This window comes from Geothrix limicola, assembly GCF_030268085.1.
GTDB classification, from domain to species: Bacteria; Acidobacteriota; Holophagae; order Holophagales; family Holophagaceae; genus Geothrix; species Geothrix limicola.
In genome coordinates this window covers 678,611-702,359 of sequence record NZ_BSDE01000001.1, presented here as the reverse complement: position 1 = coordinate 702,359, position 23,749 = coordinate 678,611, and the positions used below count along the sequence as shown (strand labels likewise).

Below are 23,749 nucleotides of genomic sequence, written 5' to 3'. Positions count from 1 at the left end.
ATCGCGCCAAGAATCGAGCGCGAGACCTACTTCACTTCCATGTTCGGGATGCGCATGGCGTAGAAGGAACGCCACACGAAGACCGTGGAGATCAGGAAGAACACGAGGGCCCAGATATGCGCCGTCACGGGGTTCAGTTCGATGGCCAGTTCCACGGCCAGGAGGCCGAAGAGGGTCGTGAATTTGATGACCGGGTTCAGCGCGACGGAGGAGGTGTCCTTGAAGGGATCGCCGACCGTATCGCCCACGACGCAGGCATCGTGGAGCGGCGTGCCCTTGGCCTTCAGCTCGGTTTCCACAAGCTTCTTCGCGTTGTCCCAGGCGCCGCCGGCATTGGCCATGAAGATGGCCTGGTAGAGGCCGAAGACGGCGATGGAGATCAGGTAGCCGATGAAGAAGTAGTGGTTCGCGCAGGCGAAGGCGAGGGTGGAGAAGAACACCGCCAGGAAGATGTTGAACATGCCCTTCTGGGCGTACTGGGTGCAGATCTCCACGACCTTCTTGGAGTCTTCCACCGAGGCCTTGGTGGCGCCGGAATCCAGGTTGATGTTCTGCTTGATGAATTCCACCGCGCGGTAGGCGCCCGTGGCCACGGCCTGGCAGGCCGCGCCGGAGAACCAGAAGATGATGGCACCGCCGGTGATGATGCCGAGCAGGAAGAGCGGGTTGATGATGGACAGGCCGCGGAACACGCCATCCACACCGAACTTGCCGTTGAGCACCTGGATGATCGAGAAGATCAGGGTGGTGGCACCCACGACGGCGGTGCCGATGAGCACGGGCTTGGCGGTGGCCTTGAAGGTGTTGCCGGCGCCGTCGTTCTCTTCGAGGTACATCTTGCCGTTCTCGAAGTCAGGCTTGAAGCCGAAGTCCTTCTGGATTTCTGCTTCGATACCGGGGACTTCCTCGATGGTGGACAGCTCGTAGACGGACTGGGCGTTGTCGGTCACGGGGCCGTAGGAGTCCACGGCGATGGTGACGGGGCCCATGCCCAGGAAGCCGAAGGCCACGAGGCCGAAGGAGAAGATGGCGGGAGCTTCCATGAAGCCGCCCAGGCCGAAGGTCGACACGTAGTAGGCGGCGCCCATGAGGGCGACGATGGTGAGGCCCATCCAGTAGGCGGAGAAGTAGCCCGCGACGAGGCCCGAGATGATGTTGAGCGAGGCGCCGCCTTCCTTGGAGGCCGTGACAACTTCCTTCACGTGGCCGGAATTGGTGGAGGTGAAGGCCTTCACCAGTTCGGGGATGAGCGCGCCGGCGAGGGTGCCGCAGGTGATGATGGTCGACAGCTTGCACCAGAGGTGGTCCGGCAGCTTGCCGATCAGGATGTAGGACAGGACGTAGGTCGCCACGATGGAGACGATGGAGGTCAGCCACACCAGCGTGGTGAGGGGGGTCTCGAAATCAAACTTGGAGGCCGCGCCGAACTTGGCCTTCGCCCAGAGGCCGTTGATCCAGTAGGAGGCGGCTGAGGTCACGATCATGCCGACGCGCATGACGAAGATCCACACCAGCAGGGACACCTGGATGGAGGGTTCCTTGACGGCCAGCAGGATGAAGGTGATGAGCGCGACGCCGGTAACGCCGTAGGTCTCGAAACCGTCAGCCGTGGGGCCGACGGAATCGCCCGCGTTGTCGCCCACGCAGTCGGCGATGACGCCGGGGTTGCGGGCATCGTCTTCCTTGATCTTGAAGACGATCTTCATGAGGTCAGAGCCGATGTCGGCGATCTTGGTGAAGATGCCGCCCGCGATACGCAGGGCCGCGGCGCCGAGGGACTCGCCGATGGCGAAGCCGATGAAGCAGGGGCCCGCGGCGTTGCCGGGGATGAAGAGCAGGATCGCGAGCATGAGGAGCAGTTCGACCGAGATGAGCAGCATGCCGATGGACATGCCGGCCTTCAGGGGGATCTCCATGGTCGGGAAGGGCTTGCCGCGCAGGGATGCGAAGGCCGTGCGGGAATTGGCGAAGGTGTTGATGCGGATGCCGAACCAGGCCACGGCTACGGAGCCGAGGATGCCGATGATCGAGAACAGCAGGATCACGATCACCTGGCCCCAGCCCATGGGCGTGTGGGCGAGGAACTTGAAGTACGCAACGATGATCACCGCGATGAAGGCCCAGAGGATCGCGATGAACTTGATCTGCGTGACCAGGTAGGTCTTGCAGGTCTCGTAGATGAGCTCGGAGATCTCGAGCATGGACTTGTGCACCGGAAGATCCCGGATCTGGGCGTACTGCACGAGCCCGAAGCCGATGCCGAGGAGGCAGATGAAGAGACCGATGAGCAGCAGGTTGTGGCCCGTCATGCCCATGAAGCTGCCCTGCAGGGCGGGGATCTTCAGCTCGGCTTCACCGCCCGCAAAGACGGGCGAGGTCATGAGCAGGGCGATGAGCGAGGTCATCACACCTTTCGTGATTCGGCCGGGCGCGAGCGCGCCAAGCAGGCGTTTGATCGTCTCCATGGTTTTCCTCCAAATGGATTCAGAAAGGGGAACTAGGGATGTTGAAGTGGATGAGAAGCGTGGAACCCAGGCGGCCTGTGTTGAAGCGACACGAGCCCCCGACCGGGAGCGAACCACCGAAGATCGTGTTGGATCGTAAGCAACTCTAGCCTGGAACAGCGTCTCCCCGCAAGGCTGGGCCGCCCCCGGGGGCCCTTCCTCTATTCATCAGGACAGGTCAAGATGCACTGTGACCAACGCCCGCTCCAAGGGACTTGGGAATCCACCCCCCGGGGAAGATAATCGGGTCACCTACGGCCCGTTCTTCGATCCAGGTGCACCGCCGCTGCGGGCCCTCAGTTCCACCCTCACCCCTTCTTCAAGGAGTCCACCTATGTCCGTCGCTGAACAGAGCATCGCGGGCGCGGAAGCCCGCGGCCACGGTTTCCTGGCCTCATCGGTCGGGAGGAAGGTGGTGATGGCCGTCACGGGCATCGTCCTCTTCGGATTCGTCACCGTCCACATGATCGGCAACACCCAGGCCTACATGGGTGCGGAGCATTTCAACGCTTACGCCCACTTCCTCAAGACCATGCTGCATGGCGGGGGCATCTGGATCTTCCGCAGCATCCTGCTGACTGCCGCGGGCTTGCACGTCTGGGCCGCCGTCACCCTCACGCTGGACAACCGGGCCGCCCGTCCCGTGGGCTACCGCGCCCAGCAGAATGTCGGATCCACCTTCGCCTCGCGCACCATGCGCTGGAGCGGCACCATCCTGGCGGTCTTCATCGTCTACCACCTGCTTCACTTCACGACGGGCACCGTCCACCCGAACTTCGATCCCGCGAACCCCTACGCGAATTTCGTCAATGGCTTCAAGGTGCCCGCCGCGGCCGGTTTCTACATCGTGGCCCAGCTCTGCCTCGGCCTGCACATGTGGCACGGCGTGTGGAGCTGCACCCAGTCCCTGGGACTGTCTCATCCCCGCTATGACAGCCTCCGGCGCGGCTTCGCCACCGGCCTGACCCTGCTGGTGGTGGGCGTGAACATCACCTATCCCATCGCCGTCCTCGCCGGCATCATCCACTGATCCAGGAGCAGCCATGGAATTCAATGCACGCATCCCAGACGGCCCCATCGAGAAGAAGTGGGAGAAGCACAAGTTCGAGATGAAGCTTGTGAACCCCGCCAACAAGCGGAAGTACCGGGTGATCATGGTCGGCTCCGGCCTGGCCGGTGGCGCCGGCGCCGCCTCCCTGGCCGAACTGGGCTACAACGTCGACTGCTTCTGCTACCAGGACTCGCCCCGCCGCGCCCACTCCATCGCCGCCCAGGGCGGCATCAACGCCGCCAAGAACTACCGCAATGATGGCGACAGCGTGTTCCGTCTCTTCTACGACACGGTGAAGGGCGGCGACTTCCGCGCCCGCGAAGCCAACGTCTACCGTCTGGCGGAAGTCAGCGCCGACATCATCGACCAGTGCGTGGCCAACGGTGTGCCCTTCGCCCGCGAATACGGCGGACTGCTGGACAACCGCTCCTTCGGCGGCGCCCAGGTGAGCCGCACCTTCTACGCCCGTGGGCAGACCGGCCAGCAGCTGCTCATCGGCGCCTACCAGGCCCTGGAGCGCCAGGTGGGCCTCGGCACCGTGACCATGCACTCCCGCCACGAGATGCTCGAACTCATCGTGGTGGACGGCGTGGCCAAGGGCATCGTCGCCCGCGACATGGTCACCGGCAAGATCGAAACCCACCTCGCCGATGCGGTGATCCTCGCCACCGGCGGCTACGGCAACGTGTTCTACCTCTCCACCAACGCCATGGGCTGCAACGGCACCGCCATCTGGCGCGCCCACAAGAAGGGCGCGGCCTTCGGCAACCCCTGCTTCACGCAGATCCACCCCACCTGCATCCCCGTCACCGGCGACCATCAGAGCAAGCTCACGCTCATGTCCGAATCGCTGCGCAACGACGGCCGCGTCTGGGTGCCCAAGAAGAAGGAAGACTGCGCCAAGCACCCCAAGGACATCAAGGAAGAGGACCGCGACTACTATCTCGAGCGCAAATACCCGAGCTTCGGCAACCTCTGCCCCCGAGACATCGCCAGCCGCGCCGCCAAGCAGGTCTGCGACGAGGGCCGCGGTGTGGGCGCCTCCGGCCGGGGCGTCTACCTCGACTTCTCCGATGCCATCCAGCGCCTGGGCAAGGCCAAGGTCGAAGAGAAGTACGGCAACCTCTTCGAGATGTATGAGCGCATCACGGACGACAACCCGTACGAAGTGCCCATGCGCATCTACCCCGCCGTGCACTACACCATGGGCGGCCTGTGGGTGGACTACAACCTGCAGAGCACCATCCCCGGGCTCTTCGTGGGTGGCGAGGCCAACTTCAGCGACCACGGCGCCAACCGCCTGGGCGCCTCGGCCCTCATGCAGGGCTTGGCCGACGGCTACTTCGTCCTGCCAGCCACCGTCAGCAACTACCTGGCCGGCATCAAGCCCGGCACGCGCCCCACTGCGGACCACCCCGCCGTGAAGGAGGCCGAGGCCAACGTGAAGGCGCGCATGGAGAAGCTCCTCTCCATCAAGGGCACCAAGAGCCCCACGCACTTCCACCGCGAACTCGGCAAGATCATGTGGGAATACTGCGGCATGGCCCGCAATGAAGCGGGGCTCAAGAAGGCCCTGGAGCTGATCCCCAAGCTGCGCGAGGAGTTCTGGAAGGATGTCCGCGTGCTCGGCGAGGGCGAAAGCCTCAATCAGAGCCTGGAACTGGCCGCCCGCGTGGCCGATTTCCTGGAACTGGGCGAACTGATGTGCCTGGACGCCCTTCAGCGCCGCGAAAGCTGCGGCGGGCACTTCCGCGAAGAGTTCCAGACCGAGGAGGGCGAGGCCCTGCGCGACGACGAGAACTTCTGCCATGTCGCCGTCTGGGAATACAAGGGCGAAGGCCAGGCCCCGGAGCGGCACATCGAGCCGCTCGCCTTCGAGAACGTCCACCTCGCCACCCGCAGCTACAAGTGAGGAACTGATCCATGTCCAAACATATGAATCTCACCCTTCACGTGTGGCGCCAGAAGAACGCCAAGTGCGATGGCAAGTTCGTGGAATACCCCGCCGCGAACATCAGCCCCGACATGTCCTTCCTCGAGATGCTCGACGTCGTCAACGAGGGCCTCATCGAGAAAGGCGAGGAGCCCATCGAGTTCGACCACGACTGCCGCGAAGGCATCTGCGGCACCTGCAGCATGGTCATCAACGGGCGCCCCCACGGTCCCCGCGAGCGCACCACCACCTGCCAGCTGCACATGCGCAGCTTCAAGGACGGTGACAGCATCACGCTGGAGCCCTGGCGCGCCGAAGGCTTCCCCGTGCTGCGCGACCTCACGGTCGACCGAAGCTCGTTTGACCGCATCATCGCCGCCGGCGGCTTCATCACAGCCCCCGCGGGCACTCCGCAGGACGCCAATGCCCTGCCCATCCCCAAGGAGAACGCCGACCTCTCCATGGACGCGGCCGCCTGCATCGGCTGCGGCGCCTGCGTGGCCGCCTGCCCCAACGCCAGCGCCATGCTCTTCGTCTCCGCGAAGATCAGCCACCTGGGCCTGCTGCCCCAGGGCCAGCCCGAGCGCCATATTCGCGTCCGCGACATGATCGCCCAGATGGACGCCGAGCAGTTCGGCACCTGCACCAACCATGGCGAGTGCGAAGCCGCCTGCCCCAAGGGCATCAAGATGGAGAACATCGCGCGCATGAACCGCGACTTCATCAAGGCCAGCCTCACCTACCGTCCCGCCACCGGCGGTGGCGGCGGCGTGGGCTGAACCGGCCTGCTCCATGGAAACGCCCGGCGATGCCGGGCGTTTCCTTTGTGGGCCAGCGGATGAAATCCACTGAATCACACCGTGCTTCTCGAACAGATGAGGCAGGCCGTATCAAAACCAGCTTCTCATTTCCAGCAACTCATGTTGTTTTTTGACAATATGAAAATAATATTACCTCGTAGGTTGACTTCGATTAATTCCTAACCCACTGTGACTCTTCCCTAAACCCATCGCCCCGGTTTAAGCGATCCGGGGCCTTCGGAGGTTCCAGAACATGCGTACAACCTTTGGCGCGCTCAGTCGCGTCTCCGTCCTCATCGTGATGGGCGCCGCCCTCCCGCTCCTCGCGCAGGGTGTACAGACTTCGGATGTTTCCGGCCTGGTGGTGGATGACAAAGGCCAGCCTGTCACCGGCGCCCGTGTGGTCCTCACCAGCCCCTCACTTCAGGGCCAGCGCACCTATATGACCGACGCAACCGGACGGTTCTCCGCCCGCTTGCTGCCCCCGGGCGCCTACACCTTCCAGATTTCGGAGGCTGGCCACCAGACCTTGACGGCCAACCAGCGTTTGGAACTGGGACAGCGGTACAGCCCCCGTTTCGCCCTGCAGCCCGTGGGCAACGCCATTGTCAGCGTCGTTGGCACCCTGGCCCAGGTCGATAAGCAGGAGACCAGCACGAGCTCCAATTTCCGCATGGAGGAAGTCAACAACCTGCCGACTGGTCGCAGCGTCGAGAACATGATGGCCCTGGCACCAGGCGTCGTCGATTCCAACACCGTGAATGGCTATGCCCAGGTGCGCGGGGCCATGAGCTCCAACAACCGGTTCATGCTGGACGGCCAGGAAGTCTCCGACAGCCTGTACGGCAACCGTGGCATCTCCGTCATCGACGATGCCATCGATGAAATCCAGATCATCACCGGCGCCATTTCCGCGGAGTATGGCGACGTGGATGGCGGCGTGATCAACGCGGTCACCAAGACCGGCGGCAATGAATTCTCGGGCGTCTTCCGCTCCCAGATGAGCAATGCCTCCTGGAATGCGGTGAAGCCCTTCACCACTTCGGCCAGCCGGGCCCTCATACCGAACAAGCTGAACCACACGGACAGCCTCAGCGTCGGCGGCTACCTCATCAAGGACAAGCTCTGGTTCTTCCTCTCCGGCCAGCAGCGCAATACGTCGACCTTCCAGACCATTGATGCAGGTTCTTCGGTGGACGCAGGCAAGGGCTACGCCCAGGGGGATGACGACAAGCGGCTTCAGGCCAAGTTCACCTATCTGGTCAACCAGGACCACACGCTGTCTTTCGCCTACGTCACCCACCGGGAGATGGTCAACAACAACGACTTTCTCGCAGGTGAACTCGCCGCGCTGGAACCCCAGCTCTCCCAGGACAGTTCCTGGAGCCTGAACTGGTCCGCCAACTGGGCATCGAACCTCTCCATGGAGGCCCGCATCGGCGAGAAGAAGGAGGCCCTCACCGGCGGTGGCACCATTCCCGGCGTCACGCCTGTGTATGACTACAACTCCGGCCTCGGATACCTGAACGGATTCTTCAACAACTACGACGGCGGTGACCATCGGGACAACCAGAGCGCGGACATTAAGTTCACGATGCTGTTCGAGGGAGCCGGCTCCCACCAGGTGGTATTCGGCGGCAATTACCTGAAGGGCAGCCACCGGGCCCAGAACCAGCAGTCTCCGACCAACAACATCTTCAACGTGGCCGGATGGGATCCGAACGGAACCCTCGGAGGCACGCCGGATGGTGGTGTCCCCTACGTCTACCAGACCTACCAGTCATCCACCGCTACCGCCTATGACAACAGCCTTGGCTTCTACATCAACGACAAGTGGTCCATCAACGACCGGCTGTCTCTGAACCTGGGCCTCCGCTGGGACCGCTATCACGCCTATAGCGAAGACACCTCGGCGAGCGCTGGCGCCTCTGGGTGGTCGCCGCGCATGGGTGGCAAATGGGACATCTTTGGTGATGCCTCCTGGCAGGTCACAGCCAGTTTCAGCCGCTACAATGCGAAGCCTCTCTCGGCCATCGTCAACTCTGTGAGCAATGCGGGCAATCCGACGGAGATCGACTACGCCTACACCGGGCCTCTGAACGGCGCGACGCCTGGCGCCACGGCGAAGCCTTCCGATGTCACCAATCCGGCCAACTGGACCCAGCCGTACAACTACGCCAGCCCGCAGACGACCAGGCTCGCGGCCAATCTGAAGGCGCCCCACACCAACGAGTACCAGGTGAGCCTGACCCATGGCTACAAGGTGATGGGCCACGACGCTTATGCCAAGGCCACCATTGTCCGCCGGGATTACAAGGATCTCTTCGACTACCGCTCCGGCAACGACGGAACCTTCACGCCCCCGCCTGCTCTCGGGCTCGGGGACATCTTTGTGAAGGTCTGGGAGAACAGCAACCAGGCCAAGCGGACCTACAAGGATCTGGAACTGGAATCCGGAATCCACATGACCAGCTGGGACGTGTCGGGCAACGTGGTCTGGTCCTCGCTCAAAGGCAACTACCAGGGCGAAAGCAGTGGTGTCGGCCCCTCCGGCCAGGGTCTCGCCTACTTCACTTCCATCAATGGGACTCCGACCTACGACATCAGCCACTTCTCGCCGAGCGGCCCCTTGCAGGGGCACATCCCCCTCCGCATCCGCGCCACCGCTGACTACCACTTCGACTGGTCCTGGGGCAAGACCACCCTTGGCCTGATCTACCGCTTCGATTCCGGTGCGCATGACAGCGAGACCCGCACCGTAACCGCCACGGACGTCAATGCGAACCTCACGCAGATCAGCAGCCTGACCCAGTACCGCAACGATGCCCGGGGCAACATCGTCTACCCGGCCCAGGCCTTCACGGATTTCGCCGTCACCCAGGATTTCGCGTTGTTCAAGGTCGCGGAAAAATCGGTGGCCTTCTTCGCGAAAATCACGGTGCTGAATGTCTTCAACCATCAGCAGCTGCGTTCCTGGCGCAACCAGTGGGAATCCCCCAATGGCGGCAACCTGTATGATCCCGCGAGCTGGGTCCCCGTTTCAGGCAACGGCCTGCCCCACGGGTCCAGCAACTTTGGAGAAGCCCGGAGCGTCCTCGCCCAGGCTGGTTTCAAGTTCTGATCAACCGGAACCCCAGCTTCACAAGAAGAACGCCTGGCCTAGCCAGGCGTTCTTCTTGTTTGGCCGCCCCATCCGTCAGGCCTTGTCCCGCCATTCAACGGACCTAGGCGGCCATTCGCCGGGAAATGCCACCATGGAGCCACCATCCTTCCCTGAACCGAACCATGATCAGGTCGGAGCCGATCACGTCGCTTCAGGACATTGTGGTTCGACCTGTTGCTCCCGACACCAAGCCTTCTGACTGCCAAGATCCCACCGCCCATGCGCCTGCCCGCCATCCGATCCTCCCTGAAGGCCCGCCTCTGCCATCCCGGGTGGTGGGCGGTGGGCCTCGCCCTGGCCGTCTTCCCCAGCCTCTTCGTGATTCTGGGGTCGGGAGGTCCTTCCTACCGGCGCTTCCTGGGTCTGGCCCTGATCATTCCGGTCCTGAACCTCGGCCTCTTCGTTTCACCCGCACCCTGGCAATGGACAGGCGACGACCGGTCGCTGGCCCCGTGGTGGAGGGGGTTGCTTCAGCTCCTGGTCTTCGGCCTCCTCATGGGCCTGCTCAGCGCGGGCGCCCTCCGTCTGGCCGGGGCCCCGGACACGGATCCCAAGACCGCCTTCCGCCTGGGTGAAATGATCGGCATGGCCCTGCCCTTCCTGCTTCTCATGGGCCCCGCGGGCTGGATCGCCGCCAAGGCCGAGCGATTGGCCCAGGAAACCCGGGAGGCCCAGGCCAGGGCCCGGGAAACCCAGTGGATGAGCCACCGCGGCGCCTTCAGCCCCCGCCTCCTCTTCAGCAACCTGAACCACCTCGCGGCGCTTGCGGGCCGCAACACCCGCTCGGCGGAACAGGGACTCGTGGACCTGGCCTCCCTCTACCGCCGCTGGCTCGTGGAGGCGGAATTGCCGCTGGTCTCCCTGAGCACCGACCGGGACCTCACCGAGCAGTACCTGGCCTTGGAGCGCGGCCGCTGGGGCGACCACCTGGTGCTCCGCTGGCACCTGGCTCCGGAACTGGGCCACGTCCAGGTCCCGCCCCTCTTCCTTCAGCCCCTCCTTGAAGCGATCCTGGAACCCGACCCCTCGGCGACCCTGGAAGTGGATCTGAACGAAAGGCGCCTACGACCGCGCCTCCTGGAAGTTCAGGTCAACGTCCGGGGCGCCGCTCCGCCCCCGGAAGAACGCCTGCTTCAGCACCTTCGACAACGCCTCCAATCCGACCTCGGACGCGATGCGGACGTCGTGTCCACGCCCTGTCCCGGCGGCTGGGAAGCCTCCCTGCGCATCCCGATCCCGGAAGGGGAAGCCGAACCATGATCCTTCGTGATGCCCTCCAGGCCCTTTCCCGCCGAAGCCGACGTCCCCTGATCCTCGGGCTCATCGGCGGCATGAGCCTCTTCAACTTCGGCATGCTCGCGCTCAGCCTGGTGGTGCAGCGCCTGAGCCCCCACTCGATCGCCACGCCCCCCATCATCCTGAATGCCAGGATGGTCAGCACGACGCTGCTCGGCTGCGTGTTCCTGTTCATCATCAGCCCCTTCGGCTGGCAGTGGACCGGAGATGCCCGCCGGATGGCGCGGCCCGCGCGCGGCATCCTCCAGGCCTGTGCGCTGCACGCCATGCACGCCCTCGCGAGCCTCAGCATCGGCTGGCCCAACGTGCGGAGATACCTGGAATTCGCCACCGCATCCGCCCAGTCCAAGGGGCCCCACCTCTATCCCATCATGCTGCTCGGCCTGCTGATGGGGTTCGGATTCACCGTGGTGATCAGCTTCGCCCTCGCCTTCTGGGAGGCCAAGAACGCGGAAAAAGCCGAAGCCCTGCGCCATTCCGAGGAGGCCCGCTGGAACCTGCTCAAGGCGCAGATGTCGCCCCACGTGCTGCTGAACAGCCTGAACGGACTGGCGGAACTTGTGCGGGAAGACACCGAGGCGGCGGTCAAGGGCATGCGCGACCTGGCGGAGATCTACCGCCAGCTCTTGGCCCTGGGAGAGACGCCCAGCATCCCATTGGGCGAAGAACGGAAGCTGCTGTCGCGCTACCTCGACGTGGAAAAGCTGAGGCTGGGCGAGGCGCTGCGCGTGGAATGGGACTGGGACCCCGCGCTCGACGCGCTGCCCGCGATGCCCCTGCTTCTGCAGCCCCTGGTGGAGAACGCCATCAAGCATGGCGTGGCCGCAGATCCCCAGGGCGGTCTCATCCGCGTGAGCGGACGACGGGAGGGAGCCAGTCTCGTACTCACGGTGTCCAATACGGGTCAGCATCCCAGCCCTTCCAAATCGAAGGGCACGGGCATCGGTCTTCGGAACCTCAAGTCCCGCCTGGAATTGGCCTATGGCACGCGGGCCAGCTTCGACCTAGTGCGCGAATCTCCCTGGACCCGCGCCATCCTGACCTTGCCCCTGGAGGAAAAGCCATGACCCTTCGCGTGGTGCTGGCCGATGATGAACCCCTGGCCCGCAAGCGCCTCGCCCGACTGCTGCGGGAGGCGGGCTGCGAGGTGGTGGCCGAACTGACCGGGAGCGCCGCCACCCTGGAATGGTTCGGGCAGAACAGGGAGGGCGATGCGCTGTTCCTCGACATCCAGATGCCGGGGCTCAGCGGGCTGGAGGTCCTCGCGGAACTGCAGGATCCGCCCCCCGTCGTCTTCGTGACGGCCCATGTGCAGTACGCCGTGCAGGCCTTCGAGGCCGCGGCCGTGGACTACCTGCTGAAACCCGTCACCGAGGATCGTCTCCTGAAGACCCTGGAACGCCTCCACCACCAGCAGATCCCCCGCCGGAAGGGGGCCGAACTGGCGGCCCTGATTCCCGCCCCGTCGCCCCGCTTCCCCGTGCGCGCAGGTGAAGGCTTTGTTTTCCTAGATCTCCGTAAAGTCAGCCATTTCGAAGTGGAAGATGAAGTGGTCTACGCCTGGTCCGGCGAGCGCTTCAAGACCTCCTGGACCACCCTGCTGGAGATCGAGCAGGCCTTCCCCGACGAGGGCCTGGTGAAGGTCCACCGTCACCTCCTGGTTCGGCCCCAGGCCATCCTCGGCTTCAAACCGCTGATGGGCGGCCGCGGGGACATCACGGTCACCGGGGGCCGGGTGCTGCCCGTCAGCCGAGCCTCGGTGCCCAAGCTGAAGGGCCTGCTGGGCCTGCTGTCCCGGGGAGAAGGCATCTAGGCTGCGGGGGAAGCGCCCCGCTCAATCCCGTTGCTTGAGCCATTCCTTTACGATCTCGCTCAGGCGCTCGGCCGTGTTGAGGTCCGGTGCGTCCAGCACGAGTTCCAGCAGGCGCTTCTGAAGCTCCCCCAGCCAGGGCCCGCCCCCACGCCCCGCCAGGGCCATGAGCGCCGCGCCGTCCAGGGCCAGATCCCGCACCGACAGCGGGGGCGCTGCGGCCGCCAGGGCCTCCAGGCGGACCATGACCCGGCCGTGCTCCTCCACGCGCGCGCCTTCGTCCAGCCCCTTGCCCCTCTGGTCCGCCAGGCGGAAGGCCGCCCAGCGCTCGAGGGGCAGCCCGTCTTCCGCGAGTCGGCGCAGGAGGCGGCGGCAGGCGGCATCCTTCCATTCGGGGGTGGGGTGTACGCCGTGGTGGCGGATCAGGGCCAGCACCTCCTTGCGGAGGGCATGGCTGGCCTTCAGGCGCTCGAGGATGGAGGCGGCCAGGTCCAGGGATTTTGATTCGTGGTCGTAGAAATGGGCCTCGCCATCGGGCCCCACCGTGCGCGTGCCGGGTTTTCCGGCATCGTGAAGGAGGGCGGCCCAGCGCAGGCCGGGTTCGGCCGGTGCGAAACGGAGGACTTCCAGGGTGTGGGTCCACACGTCGTACCGGTGATGGCGGTTCTGTCCGCAGCCGATCATGGGAATCAGCTCCGCCAACCAGAGATCCATCAGCCCGCTTTCGGCCAGCAGCCGCATGCCGCGGCCAGGGTCCAGCCCCCGCAGCAGCTTATCCAGTTCGGTGAAGACCCGCTCCACCGCCACCTTCCGGGACACCTCGAGGCATTTCGGAATGGCTTCCAGGGTCTTCCCTTCGACCTCGAAACCCAGCTGGGCCGCAAAGCGGCAGGCGCGCAGGGGCCGAAGCCCGTCCTCGCCGAAGCGCAGGAGTGGATCGCCCACGGCCCGGATCGTCCTGGCCGCGAGGTCCGCGCGGCCGCCGAAGGGATCGATCAGATCGCCGCCCTCCACCGGCAGGGCCATGGCGTTGATGGTGAAGTCCCGCCGCGCCAGGTCCTCCGTCAGATCCACACCCAGGCGCACGGACTCGGGATGCCGCCCGTCCAGGTAGGCCCCGTCGCTGCGGAAGGTGGTCACTTCCACGGGGCGATCCTCGAGGATCACGGTGACGGTGCCGTGCTGGAGGCCCGTGGGGATGACCTTCAGACCCGCGGCCCGCGCCCGGTCCATGACGGCCTGGGGCATCAGGCGGGTGGCCAGGTCCCAATCCGCGTGCGGCCGGGCCAGCAGCTCGTCGCGCACCGCGCCGCCCACCACCACCAGCTCGGCCCCGGGTCCCAGGGCCTCCTTGAGCCGGAGCAGCGGCGGCCAGGTCAATCGACTTCCTCGGCGAGGCGGTGCAGGGCCTCGCCTTCCACCCGGCAGTTGAGCCAGGGCCGCAGGACCTTGGCGCCGTGGGCCTCGTAGAACTCGATGGCCGGAGTGTTCCAGTCCAGCACCTGCCAGGCGAAGCGGGTCCAGCCCTCCTGCACGGCGAGGCCCGCCAGATGCTTCAGCAGGGCCTTCCCGATGCCGTGACCCCGGAAGCTGGGCCTCACGAAGAGGTCTTCGAGGTAGATGCCGGGCTTGCCTTCCCAGGAGCTGAAGTTCAGGAACCAGAGCGCGAAGCCCGCGGGCGCCCCCTCCCACTCGGCCAGGGTCACCCGCACCAGGGGATGATCGGAGAAGACGTACCGCTGCAGATCGGCCCCGGTGGCCCTGGCCGCATCCGGCTCCCGCTCGTACTCCGCCAGTTCGCGGATGTACTCGAGGATCAGGGGGGCGTCGGCGGGAACGGCGGGGCGGAGGGTCAGCATGGGTCTATGCTAACCCGATGGACCGCGAGACCGCCCTCCGCCTCTATGAGGCCATGCTGCTCACCCGTCTCACGGAAGAGCGGCTGGTGAAGCTCTTCCGCCAGGGCAAGACCCTCGGCAGCGTGTACCGAAGCCTGGGCCAGGAGGCCACGGCCTGCGCCACGGCCATGGCCCTGGGGCCTGACGACGTGATCGCGCCGCTCATCCGCAACCTAGGCTCCATGTTCGTCCGCGGCGTCACGCCCCGTGAGATCTTCCTTCAATACCTGGGCCGCGCCACGGGCCCCACGGGCGGGCGCGAGCACAACAACCATTTCGGTGCGGTGGCGCGGGGCATCATCGCGCCCACGTCCATGCTGGGCGCCCTCATCCCCGTGATGTCGGGCGTGGCGCTCTCCTTCCGGCAGAAGGGCGAACGGCGCGTGGCCATGACCTGGATCGGCGATGGCGGCAGTTCCACAGGCGCCTTCTACGAAGGCCTCAACTTCGCCGTGGTGCAGCGGCTGCCCCTCATCGTTGTGGGGGAATCCAACGGCTACGCCTTTTCCACCCCGCCGGACCGCCAGATGGTGGGCCGCATGTCGCAGCGGTCCCAGGGCGCCTTCACCCTGACGGTGGATGGCAACGACGCCGCCGCCGTCTACCAGGCCGCCGCGGAAGCCCGCCAGCGCTGCCTGGAAGGCAAGGGCCCCGCCTTTCTCGTCTGCGAAACCTTCCGCATGAAGGGGCACGCCGAGCACGACGACCAGCGCTACGTGGATCCGGCGCTTCTCGCGGAATGGGCCACCAAGGATCCCCTGCCCCGCTTCGAAGCCTGGATGCAGTTGCGGGGATGGAAACCCGATGCAGGGTTGGGACCGAGGATCGAGGCGGAACTCCTGGCGGCCGCGGAAGCGGCGCTCGAAGCCCCCTGGCCCGATCCCGCGTCTCTCCAGGCGGGTGTGTTCTCCAGCTGAGCCCCGCCTTTCGGCGGGCTTCCGGACCTGGCGACACTGACATCCAGATTCACGGAAACCCGCGCCAGCCCGATAAGGGCGAAAAGGAGCCGGACATGAATCTCGGAAGGTTCACCGACAATTTCCGGATGCGCGGGAAGTTCGTCTTCCTTCTCCTTATCCAGACGCTGGCCCTGCTGCTGGTCGGGAGTCTGGGCTGGTTCACGGTGACCCAGCTGCAGACGGGCCAAGTCGAGGTGGCGGAGCATCTGACCGAAACGGTCGCGCTGTCGAAGGTCCTGAATGACCTCAACATCATCCGGACCACCGAGGTCAGCATGATCGGCGGAGCCGCGGATCCGGACTATCTGACCGCCCGGAACAAACGGCGTCTGGAATGCCTGGAATCGCTCAGCAAGAACCGGGCGGCCCTCAGCGCCCTCGGTTTTTCGCAGGAAGAAAAAACCCTCCTGGCGGAAGGCCTCCAGGCCTTCGACGCCTACGAGAAGGCCTATCCGGCCGTGCTAGCCGAGGCCCAGGCCGACCATTCGTCCAAAACCATCGGCAAACTGATGGAGGCCAACGTCGAGCAGGTGCGCGTCGCACGGGACCGGGTGCTGAAGGTCCAGCAGGAAGCCCAAACCACGGCCGATCAGATGATGAAGGCGGACCTCGGACGTTCGGCCCGGGGCAAGCTCTGGATCCTCGGCGTCGGCCTGGGGGCCATTCTGATCGGAGGCTTCCTGAGCCGCCGCATCGGCTTGCGGCTCGCCAACAAGGCCCAGGACATCGAAACGGCCATGGATGCCGTGGCCAAGGGTGATCTGACCAGGACGCCCGACATCGAGGGACGGGACGAGCTCGCCCGGGTGGCGGCCGGTCTGGCGGAGGTCATTCAGGGCCTTCGCAAGGACATCCAGGCCATCGCCCAGTCGGCGGAGGGCACCGCATCCAGCGCCACGGAACTCGCGGCCACCACCGAGCAGGTGAACCGCACCGCGGAGGAACTCCGCCGCAGCACCGAGCAGGAGCGCCTGGCCATGGACCGCTCTTCGGCCGCCCTTGAACAGATGAACGCCAACATCCAGCAGGTCAAGGAGAGCACCCAGCGGGCGGAGGAATTGGCGGCGCGGTCCCAGGAGGCCGGCCACCAGGGCCTCATGGCCGTCCAGGACACAGGCAAGGCCATGGAAGCCATCGAGGAGAGTTCCGCCAAAGTTAACCGGATCATCACGGTCATCACGGACATCGCCCGCCAGACCAACCTGCTCTCCCTGAACGCCGCCATCGAGGCGGCCAAGGCGGGCGCCATGGGCAAGGGCTTCGCGGTGGTGGCTGAGGAGGTGCGGAAGCTCGCCGAACGCAGCGGGGCCGCGGCCAAGGAGATCACGGCCCTCATCCAGGAAAGCACCGACCGCGTGAACCTGGGGACGGACTCCGTGCGGGAGGCCTCCCGCAGCCTGGAGCGCATCGACGGGCACGTCCGGGACAATGCGGGCCAGCTGAAGGAGATCGCCCACGCCATGGATGAGCAGGGACGCGCCAGCGAGGAAGTGCTGCGCGCCATGGACTCCGCCACGCAGATGGTGGAGCGCAATGCCTCCGCCACCACCCAGCTTTCGGCCACCGTCCAGGAGACGGCCCGGACGACGGATGAATTGGCCAACCTGGCCCAGCAACTGCAAAGCCTCACCCGCCGTTTCAGGCTCTCATGATGACCCTAGCGTCAGCAATGCGGCATTGGTCACGTGGTCTGACCGGTAGACTGATCCTGTTATGGGGGATACCGTGTTCGTTCTCGTACTCAATGCCGGCTCATCGAGCCTGAAGTTCAACCTCTTCGATATGGCGAAGGAAACGTCCCTCGCCGAGGGCATGGCCGAGCGCATCGGCCTGGGCGAGGCCAACCTTACCTCCACCATCGAAGGCAACAAGCACAGGGAGACCCTGCCCCTGCCCACCCACAAGGAGGCCCTGGAGGCCATCCTGGAGCAGCTGCGCGCGACCGTGCTTCACGAGACCCCCATCCACGCCGTGGGCCACCGCGTGGTGCATGGCGGCCCCAAGTACGGCGATTCGGTCCTGGTGACCGACGAGGTGCTTCAGGACATCGACCATTTCGCGATGTACGCGCCCCTGCACAACCCCGCGAACGCGCTGGGCATCCGCACCGCCATGGCCGCCTTCCCGAATGTGCCCCATGTCGCCGTCTTCGACACGGCCTTCCACCACAACATCCCGGATCACGCCCGCATCTACGGCATCCCCTACGAGATCAGCCAGAAGTACGGCATTCGCCGCTACGGTTTCCACGGCTCCAGCCACTCGTACGTGGCGGCCCGCACGGCCATCCTGCTCTGCCGCCCCCTCCGGGCCCTCAAGATCGTCACCTGCCACATCGGCAACGGCACCAGCATCTGCGCCGTGCACAACGGCAAGAGCGTGGACACCAGCATGGGCATGACGCCGCTGCAGGGCGTCATCATGGGCACCCGCTGCGGCACCATCGATCCGAGCGTGGTGGAAATGCTCATGGAATACGAGCACCTCGACTACAACGGCATCACGGATCTGCTCAACAAGAAGTCCGGCCTGCTGGGCATCTCGGGCGTATCTTCCGATTTCCGCGAGATCGAGCGCGCCGCCGAGCAGGGCAATGACCGCGCCCGCCTGGCCCGCGACCTCCTGACCTACAACGTGCGGCAGTACATCGGCGCCTATGCCACCGTGCTCGACGGCGTCGACGCCATCACGTTCACCGCGGGCATCGGCACCCACAGCACCTTCGTCCGGGCCAAGGTCTGCAGCAAGCTCAGTTTCCTGGGCGTCAAGTTGGATCACGAAGCCAACGAACACGGCACTGGGGAGCGCATCATCAGCACGCCTGATTCGCGCGTCACCGTCACCGTCGTTCCTACCAACGAGGAACTGATGATCGCCCGGGAAACCGTGCGGTAGACCTTCGCCTCGCACGAGAACGGCCCCCAAGCGGGGGCCGTTCTGTTGAAGGGTCGAAGGCTATTTGCCCGCGGCCTCCATGCGCTCGCCCTTCTTCTCGACGCGCTCGCCACGGTTCTCCCTGCGCTCACCCTTGCGCTCGTTGCGTTCGCCGCGCTTCTCCTGGCGAACGCCCTTGGCCCGCTGGGCCTGGCCAGCCGCCTCGCGCCGCTCACCCTTGCGCTCGAGGGACTCGCCGGCGTTCACCTTGCCCTCGGCCACGAGCTTTTCGCCATTCTTCTCCATCCGCTCACCCTGGCGCTCCTTCTGCCCGCCCTTGACCTCGTTGCGCTCGCCCCGTCTCACCTGGCGCTCGCCGTTGCGCTCCTGGGCTTCGCCACGGCGCTCGATGCGTTCGCCCTTCCGCTCGACCTGCTGGCCCGTCGGCGGCTGAACCGGGGGCTGCTGGGCCGCCAGGGACATCCCGATGAGGCCGGCCGCCACGACGAGGGCGATGCGTTTCTGTGTGTTGAACATGGTTGCTCCTGATGCGGCGGCGCCGCCTGAGGGAATCGTCCCGCGGGCTTTATTGCGCTTGGCATGCCAATTCCACATCCGCACTTATTCCTGCAATAGGAAAAGGTTTAACGGCAACACTGCGGTTCCTTGCCACAGCCATGTTGCGGGACGCCACGGCCCGGCCCGCGGCCTCAAAAGGGGACTGGCCGGTCGAGAGCGGCGGCTTGCCGATTCCCCGAAGAACCGGCCTCTAAACGACCCCAGACTCTGCCGCGTAGGCATTCCATCATCCCGGCGAGTCCGGCGTCTTTCCCATCAGGGAGGTTCCATGCAAAAGCGATGGGTCATCGTGTCCGTGGCCGGTGCGGTCTTGGCGGCGGGCATGTTCTTCACCCTGAAGGGCGGCGACGGCAAGGCCAAGAAAGCCGAGACCAACACCCCGTTCCGGGTGGGCAAGGTGCAGGCCGAGGATCTGCAGGTCAGCGTGCGCGAGGTGGGCGTGGTGGATCCGCTCATCAAGGTGGATGTGAAGTCCACCGTGTCGGGGCGCATCGTGGGGCTGAAGGTCCGCGAGGGCGCCACCGTGCGCAGCGGTGAGGTGCTCGCCGAGGTGGAGCCCGACGTGAACCAGGCGCAGACGCTATCCGACGTGCAGGGCAGCGTCTCCCAGGCCCGGGTGAGTTTCAAGAACGCCGAGCGCGACTTCACCCAGCAATCCGAGCTCTTCAAGGCTGGCCTCATTTCCGATCAGGCCTACCGCAGTGCCAGGACCGCCCGTGACCTCGCCGAAGAAACCTACAAGAGCGCCCAGACTCGCTACCAGATCGTCGAGGATCGCGGCATTCCCATCAGCGGCAACGCCTCCACTCAGCTCGCCCGTGTCACGGCGCCCATGAACGGTGTCGTCATCAAGAGGGGCGTCGAGCTGGGTGACACCATCACTTCTGGCGTCAGCTCCTTCAACGCCGGCACCGTCGTGTTCACCGTGGCCGACCTGGCCTCCCTCATCGTGAAGGTGAACCTCAACGAGGTCGACATCGCCAAGGTACAGGTGGGCCAACCCGTGCGCATCACCCTGGACGCCTATCCGCAGCGCGCCTTCACGGGCAAGGTGCGTTTCGTCGCCCCCGCCGCCGACCTCGTGGAGAAGATCAAGGTCTTCCGCGTGGAGATCGCCCTGGACGAACTCACTGATGCCTTCAAGACCGGCATGAGCGCCAACGTGGAGATCCTCGGCGAGAAGCGCGCCAAGGCCGTCAGCATCCCGCTGGAGGCCCTGCAGCGCCGCGATGGCCAAACGGTCGTCTACCGCATGAAGGAGAACCTCACGCCCCAGGACATCGCCAAAGCCAAGGATGGCCTGACGGGGCGCGGCAAGTTCATCTGGCTCTCGGACCACTGGAAGGAATACTTCGAAGTCGTGCCCGTCAAGGCCGGCATCGCCACCCTGGAGCGCGTGGAGATCCTTTCGGGCCTCAAGGCCAACGACCAGGTGAGCCTGGAAGACCCCAGCAAGAAGAAGGTCGAGAAAGACGATGAGAACAATTGATGCTCTGCGGGGGGACCGCCTACTCGCTTCGCTCGCGATGTCCCCCCGCACCCCCGCCCCTCGGTCGGCCTTCGCCTCCCTCCGGGCCTCTACTCCATCCATGAATGGCCTGCCTGCTCTGCTCTCCTGAGAGAACGCCCATGAAACCCATCATCCAGACCGAAGCCCTCACCAAGGTCTACGGCGCCAACGGCACGGCGGTGCACGCCCTGCGCGGCATCGACTTCACCGTGAGCCGCGGCGAATTCGTCGCCCTCATCGGCCCTTCGGGATCGGGCAAGTCCACGCTCATGGCCATTCTCGGCTGCCTGGACCTGCCCACCGCGGGCACCTACACGCTGGATGGCCACCAGGTCCAGGGGCTGGCAGGCGGAGAGCTGGCCCGCATCCGCAACGAGAAGGTGGGCTTCGTCTTCCAGAGCTACAACCTGCTACCCAAGGCGAGCATCGCCCGCAACGTCGAGCTGCCCATGCTCTACGCGGGCGTGGGACGCAAGGAGCGCCGCGAGCGGGCCATGGCCCTGCTTGAAAAGGTGGGCATCGCCGACAAGGCCGACAAGCTGCCGGGCACCCTCTCGGGCGGTCAGCGGCAGCGCGTCGCGGTGGCCCGGGCCCTGGCCAACGAACCCGCCCTCCTGCTGGCGGACGAGCCCACGGGCGCCCTCGATTCCAAGACCGGCGCCGAGGTGCTCGACCTCTTCCGCGAACTCCATCAGCAGGGCAACACCCTGCTGCTCGTCACCCACGATCCCTCCATCGCGGCCCAGGCCCAGCGGCGGGTCGAGATCCGCGACGGTCTCATCGCCGTGACCGAGGGAGTGGCCTAGATGATCGCCTCCGGCGCCTTCCGCGAGCGGCTGTTCGGGGCCTGGGTGGAGATCCGGGAAAACCTCGGACGCTCGGTGCTGCAGGCCCTCGGCGTGCTGCTGGGCGTGGCCTCCGTGCTGGGCGGCTTCTCGATTTCGGATAGCCAGCGCAAGCGCTCCGACGAGCTGTACGTGAAGCTGGGCGGCCTCGACAAGCTGAACGTCCAGCCCCGGGCCGCCATCAAGGACGGCCAACCCACGGCCCTCCAGCAGGCCAACCTGGGGCTCCGGGACGCGGACGCCACCGGTGGCGAGGCCCTCAAGGCCGACGCCATCCAGGGCGTGAGCCGCCAGCGGAACGCCCGGTCTCGCGTCGTTTCTGCCTATGCGGACCAGGATCGGCAGATCAGCGGCATCGGCGGCGATTTCATTCCAGCCAACGGCTATGGCATCGCCCAGGGCCGCGGCTTCTCGAACACGGAGATGGAGACCGGCGCCCCCGTCGTCGTCCTCGGCACCGAGGCCGCCAACACCTTCTTCCCAAAAGGCGACGCCCTCGGGCAGTCCATCCGCATCGGCGACGTGCCCGTCACGGTGATCGGCACCTTCGAGGAACGGGTGTTCCGCTTCCGCGAGAACCAGGGCAACCAGTTCTGGTGGCGCAACCGGATCATCGCCGTGCCCGCCAACCTGGTGCAGCGCCGCATGAACGGCGACGCCTACCGCCGCGTGGACCGCGTGACCTTCCGCATCCCCGACCTCAACCTCATGAGCGGCTTCGCCGACCAGCTCCAGAACCTCCTGAAGTCGAACCATCGCCTGCAGGATGATTTTCGGCTCGACGACGTGGCGGCGCGGGTCCGCAAGAGGCGCAGCCAGGGCGATGTCTACAACATCATCTTCATGCTCTCGGGCGTCCTCGCGCTGGTGGGCGGCGGCATCGTGAACGTGAACATCCAGATGGCCAGCCTCAAGGAGCGCGTCCGCGAGGTCGGCGTGAAGATGGCCATCGGCGCCTCGGGGCGCGAGATCTTCAAGGGCTTCATGACCGAGGCCCTCCTCCTCACGGCCCTGGGCGGCTTCGCCGGCCTGGTGCTCGGTGTCGGGTTCTCGTGGATCATCACCTCCAGCATCGGCATCCCGCTCTACATGACGCCCGCCAGCTTCGTGTGGGCCTACGGCTTGGCCGGGGTGTTCGGGTTCGTCTTCGCGTTGTATCCCGCCTGGAAGGCCTCGCGCCTCTCTCCCATGGAGGCCCTGCGCTATGAGTGACGAGACCCTCCTCCTCCGCTCCCCCGGGCCCTCCCTCCTGAACGGCGTGGCCCCTGCCCCGGCCCCGGCCTCGCGCGGGTTCAGCCTCGGCATGCTGTGGGAGATCGTCCGCACCGGCCTGGTGGAACTCTGGGCCCACAAGGGGCGCAGTGTGCTCACGCTCACGCTGCTCATGCTCGGCGTCTTCGCGCTGGTCGTGATGACCTCCGTGCTCGATGGCGTCATGGACAAGATCAGCACCGGCTTCGCGGGCATGAGCTGGGACGGTACCGTCCGCATCGCCCCGAAGGCGCCCGAAACCGGGGAGGACCGCAAGCGCTTCAACATGAGCCCCGGCCTGCGCTTCGAGGATCTCAGCCGGGTCGCCACGCCCAATCCCAAGGTGCTGGCCTTCCTGCCCCGGGCCCAGAAGACCGTGACCGTGCGGATCTTCGGCGACTCCGAACGCATCTTCGTGAACGGCGTGACGCCCGATTACGCCCAGTGGATGAACCGTCCCATCGGCATCGGGCGCGGCCTCACCGAGGACGACCAGCGCCGCCGCTCCACGGTGGCCGTGGTGGGCGCCACCCTCGCCACCAAGCTGTTCGGCGGGGCCGATCCCGTGGGCCGCGACCTGGTGGTCGACGGCATCCCCTTCCGCATCGTCGGCGTCCAGGCCCCAGGCCAGATCTTCAACGACGAAAACTACTACGACGCCAACGGCATCCTCATCCCGCTGGAAACGTACATGGACCGCATGGATTCGGCCCACAAGCTCTCCCAGGTGACCGTCAAGCTCCGCCGCCCGGAGGATATGGGTGAGGTCTCGGCCATGCTGCTGGGCCGCGTCCGGCAGGCTCACCACGGCATCGAGGATGCAGAGGTGGTGGACCTGGATTCCGAGGCCGCCAAGAGCTACCAGAACTTCCTCGAACAGATGCGGGGCTGGCAGATCGTGCTGCTCAGCCTGGCCGGCACGGTGCTCCTGGTGGGTGGCGTGGGCGTGCTGTCCGTGATGCTCATCAGCTTCAGCGACCGCCGCTTCGAGATCGGCCTGCGCAAGGCTCTGGGCGCCTCCGACCACGAGATCTTCATCCAGTTCCTGCTGGAAGCCGTGGTGCTGGCCGCCATCGGCGCCCTGCTGGGAACCGTCTCCGGCGGCCTGCTCTGCCAGGCCCTATCCGCCAACTTCCCCTACGGCCTCGTCGTGAATCCCCTGGGCCTCCTCACCGCCTGGGTGGTCGCCCTGAGCCTGGCCCTGATCTTCGGCCTCTACCCTGCCTTCCGCGCCATGCGCCTCAGCCCCATGGAAGCAATGAGGTAGGATCAGGCC

General features: G+C 65.6%; 18 protein-coding genes. 14 read left to right on the top strand and 4 right to left on the bottom strand.

Annotated features, from left to right (window positions below; all coding sequences use genetic code 11):
- Positions 1–26: 26 nt before the first annotated feature.
- The gene (locus QSJ34_RS02975; protein ID WP_420798822.1) at positions 27–2,405 is read right to left on the bottom strand and encodes a sodium-translocating pyrophosphatase; all 2,379 of its coding nucleotides are present in this window, start codon (positions 2,403–2,405) and stop codon (positions 27–29) included.
- A gap of 433 nt (positions 2,406–2,838) precedes the next feature.
- Here QSJ34_RS02975 and QSJ34_RS02970 point away from each other — a divergent pair, with 433 nt between their 5' ends.
- From QSJ34_RS02970 to QSJ34_RS02940, 7 genes are all read left to right on the top strand, one after another.
- Positions 2,839–3,534 (top strand): succinate dehydrogenase cytochrome b subunit, encoded by a 696-nt coding sequence (locus tag QSJ34_RS02970; RefSeq protein ID WP_285570088.1) that lies wholly within the window; start codon positions 2,839–2,841, stop codon positions 3,532–3,534.
- 13 nt (positions 3,535–3,547) lie between these two features.
- Positions 3,548–5,467: a fumarate reductase/succinate dehydrogenase flavoprotein subunit gene (locus QSJ34_RS02965; protein WP_285570086.1), complete on the top strand. Its 1,920-nt coding sequence runs from the start codon at positions 3,548–3,550 to the stop codon at positions 5,465–5,467.
- 23 nt (positions 5,468–5,490) lie between these two features.
- Positions 5,491–6,267 (top strand): succinate dehydrogenase/fumarate reductase iron-sulfur subunit, encoded by a 777-nt coding sequence (locus tag QSJ34_RS02960; protein ID WP_420798821.1) that lies wholly within the window; start codon positions 5,491–5,493, stop codon positions 6,265–6,267.
- A 274-nt stretch (positions 6,268–6,541) separates the two neighbouring features.
- Positions 6,542–9,409, top strand: a complete 2,868-nt coding sequence (locus QSJ34_RS02955; protein WP_285570080.1) for a TonB-dependent receptor — start codon at positions 6,542–6,544, stop codon at positions 9,407–9,409.
- A gap of 261 nt (positions 9,410–9,670) precedes the next feature.
- The gene (locus QSJ34_RS02950; RefSeq protein ID WP_285570077.1) at positions 9,671–10,711 is read left to right on the top strand and encodes a histidine kinase; all 1,041 of its coding nucleotides are present in this window, start codon (positions 9,671–9,673) and stop codon (positions 10,709–10,711) included.
- Entirely contained in the window at positions 10,708–11,814 is a 1,107-nt protein-coding gene (locus QSJ34_RS02945; protein WP_285570074.1) for a sensor histidine kinase, read from the top strand. Before QSJ34_RS02950 ends, QSJ34_RS02945 begins: the two co-directional genes overlap by 4 nt.
- Entirely contained in the window at positions 11,811–12,560 is a 750-nt protein-coding gene (locus QSJ34_RS02940; protein WP_285570071.1) for a LytR/AlgR family response regulator transcription factor, read from the top strand. Before QSJ34_RS02945 ends, QSJ34_RS02940 begins: the two co-directional genes overlap by 4 nt.
- Before the next feature lie 21 nt (positions 12,561–12,581).
- Here QSJ34_RS02940 and QSJ34_RS02935 read toward each other — a convergent pair whose 3' ends face one another.
- Both QSJ34_RS02935 and QSJ34_RS02930 read right to left on the bottom strand, forming a co-directional pair.
- The gene (locus tag QSJ34_RS02935) at positions 12,582–13,937 is read right to left on the bottom strand and encodes a CCA tRNA nucleotidyltransferase (protein WP_285570069.1); all 1,356 of its coding nucleotides are present in this window, start codon (positions 13,935–13,937) and stop codon (positions 12,582–12,584) included.
- A complete protein-coding gene (locus QSJ34_RS02930; RefSeq protein WP_285570066.1) occupies positions 13,934–14,416 on the bottom strand; it encodes a GNAT family N-acetyltransferase in 483 nt (160 codons plus the stop codon). The genes QSJ34_RS02935 and QSJ34_RS02930 overlap by 4 nt, the downstream gene beginning before the upstream one ends.
- A 17-nt stretch (positions 14,417–14,433) precedes the next feature.
- Here QSJ34_RS02930 and QSJ34_RS02925 point away from each other — a divergent pair, with 17 nt between their 5' ends.
- From QSJ34_RS02925 to QSJ34_RS02915, 3 genes are all read left to right on the top strand, one after another.
- Complete coding sequence (locus tag QSJ34_RS02925; protein WP_285570063.1) at positions 14,434–15,372, top strand: thiamine pyrophosphate-dependent dehydrogenase E1 component subunit alpha; 939 nt, start codon at positions 14,434–14,436, stop codon at positions 15,370–15,372.
- Positions 15,373–15,467: 95 nt separating this feature from the next.
- Positions 15,468–17,066: a methyl-accepting chemotaxis protein gene (locus QSJ34_RS02920; RefSeq protein ID WP_285570061.1), complete on the top strand. Its 1,599-nt coding sequence runs from the start codon at positions 15,468–15,470 to the stop codon at positions 17,064–17,066.
- A gap of 73 nt (positions 17,067–17,139) precedes the next feature.
- Positions 17,140–18,309 (top strand): acetate/propionate family kinase, encoded by a 1,170-nt coding sequence (locus tag QSJ34_RS02915; RefSeq protein WP_285570059.1) that lies wholly within the window; start codon positions 17,140–17,142, stop codon positions 18,307–18,309.
- A gap of 60 nt (positions 18,310–18,369) precedes the next feature.
- On the opposite strand, the gene QSJ34_RS02910 is transcribed toward QSJ34_RS02915, so the two are convergent.
- A complete protein-coding gene (locus tag QSJ34_RS02910) occupies positions 18,370–18,825 on the bottom strand; it encodes a hypothetical protein (protein ID WP_285570057.1) in 456 nt (151 codons plus the stop codon).
- Positions 18,826–19,135: 310 nt separating this feature from the next.
- Between QSJ34_RS02910 and QSJ34_RS02905 the strand changes: the two genes are divergently transcribed.
- The 4 genes from QSJ34_RS02905 to QSJ34_RS02890 all read left to right on the top strand — a co-directional run bounded on the left by QSJ34_RS02905 (position 19,136) and on the right by QSJ34_RS02890 (position 23,740).
- On the top strand, positions 19,136–20,356 hold the full coding sequence (locus tag QSJ34_RS02905) for an efflux RND transporter periplasmic adaptor subunit (RefSeq protein WP_285570055.1): 1,221 nt from the start codon (positions 19,136–19,138) through the stop codon (positions 20,354–20,356).
- Positions 20,357–20,496: 140 nt separating this feature from the next.
- Positions 20,497–21,183, top strand: a complete 687-nt coding sequence (locus tag QSJ34_RS02900) for an ABC transporter ATP-binding protein (protein WP_285570053.1) — start codon at positions 20,497–20,499, stop codon at positions 21,181–21,183.
- Positions 21,184–22,434 (top strand): ABC transporter permease, encoded by a 1,251-nt coding sequence (locus QSJ34_RS02895; RefSeq protein ID WP_285570050.1) that lies wholly within the window; start codon positions 21,184–21,186, stop codon positions 22,432–22,434.
- Entirely contained in the window at positions 22,427–23,740 is a 1,314-nt protein-coding gene (locus QSJ34_RS02890) for an ABC transporter permease (protein ID WP_285570047.1), read from the top strand. The genes QSJ34_RS02895 and QSJ34_RS02890 overlap by 8 nt, the downstream gene beginning before the upstream one ends.
- The last annotated feature ends 9 nt before the right edge of the window (positions 23,741–23,749 follow it).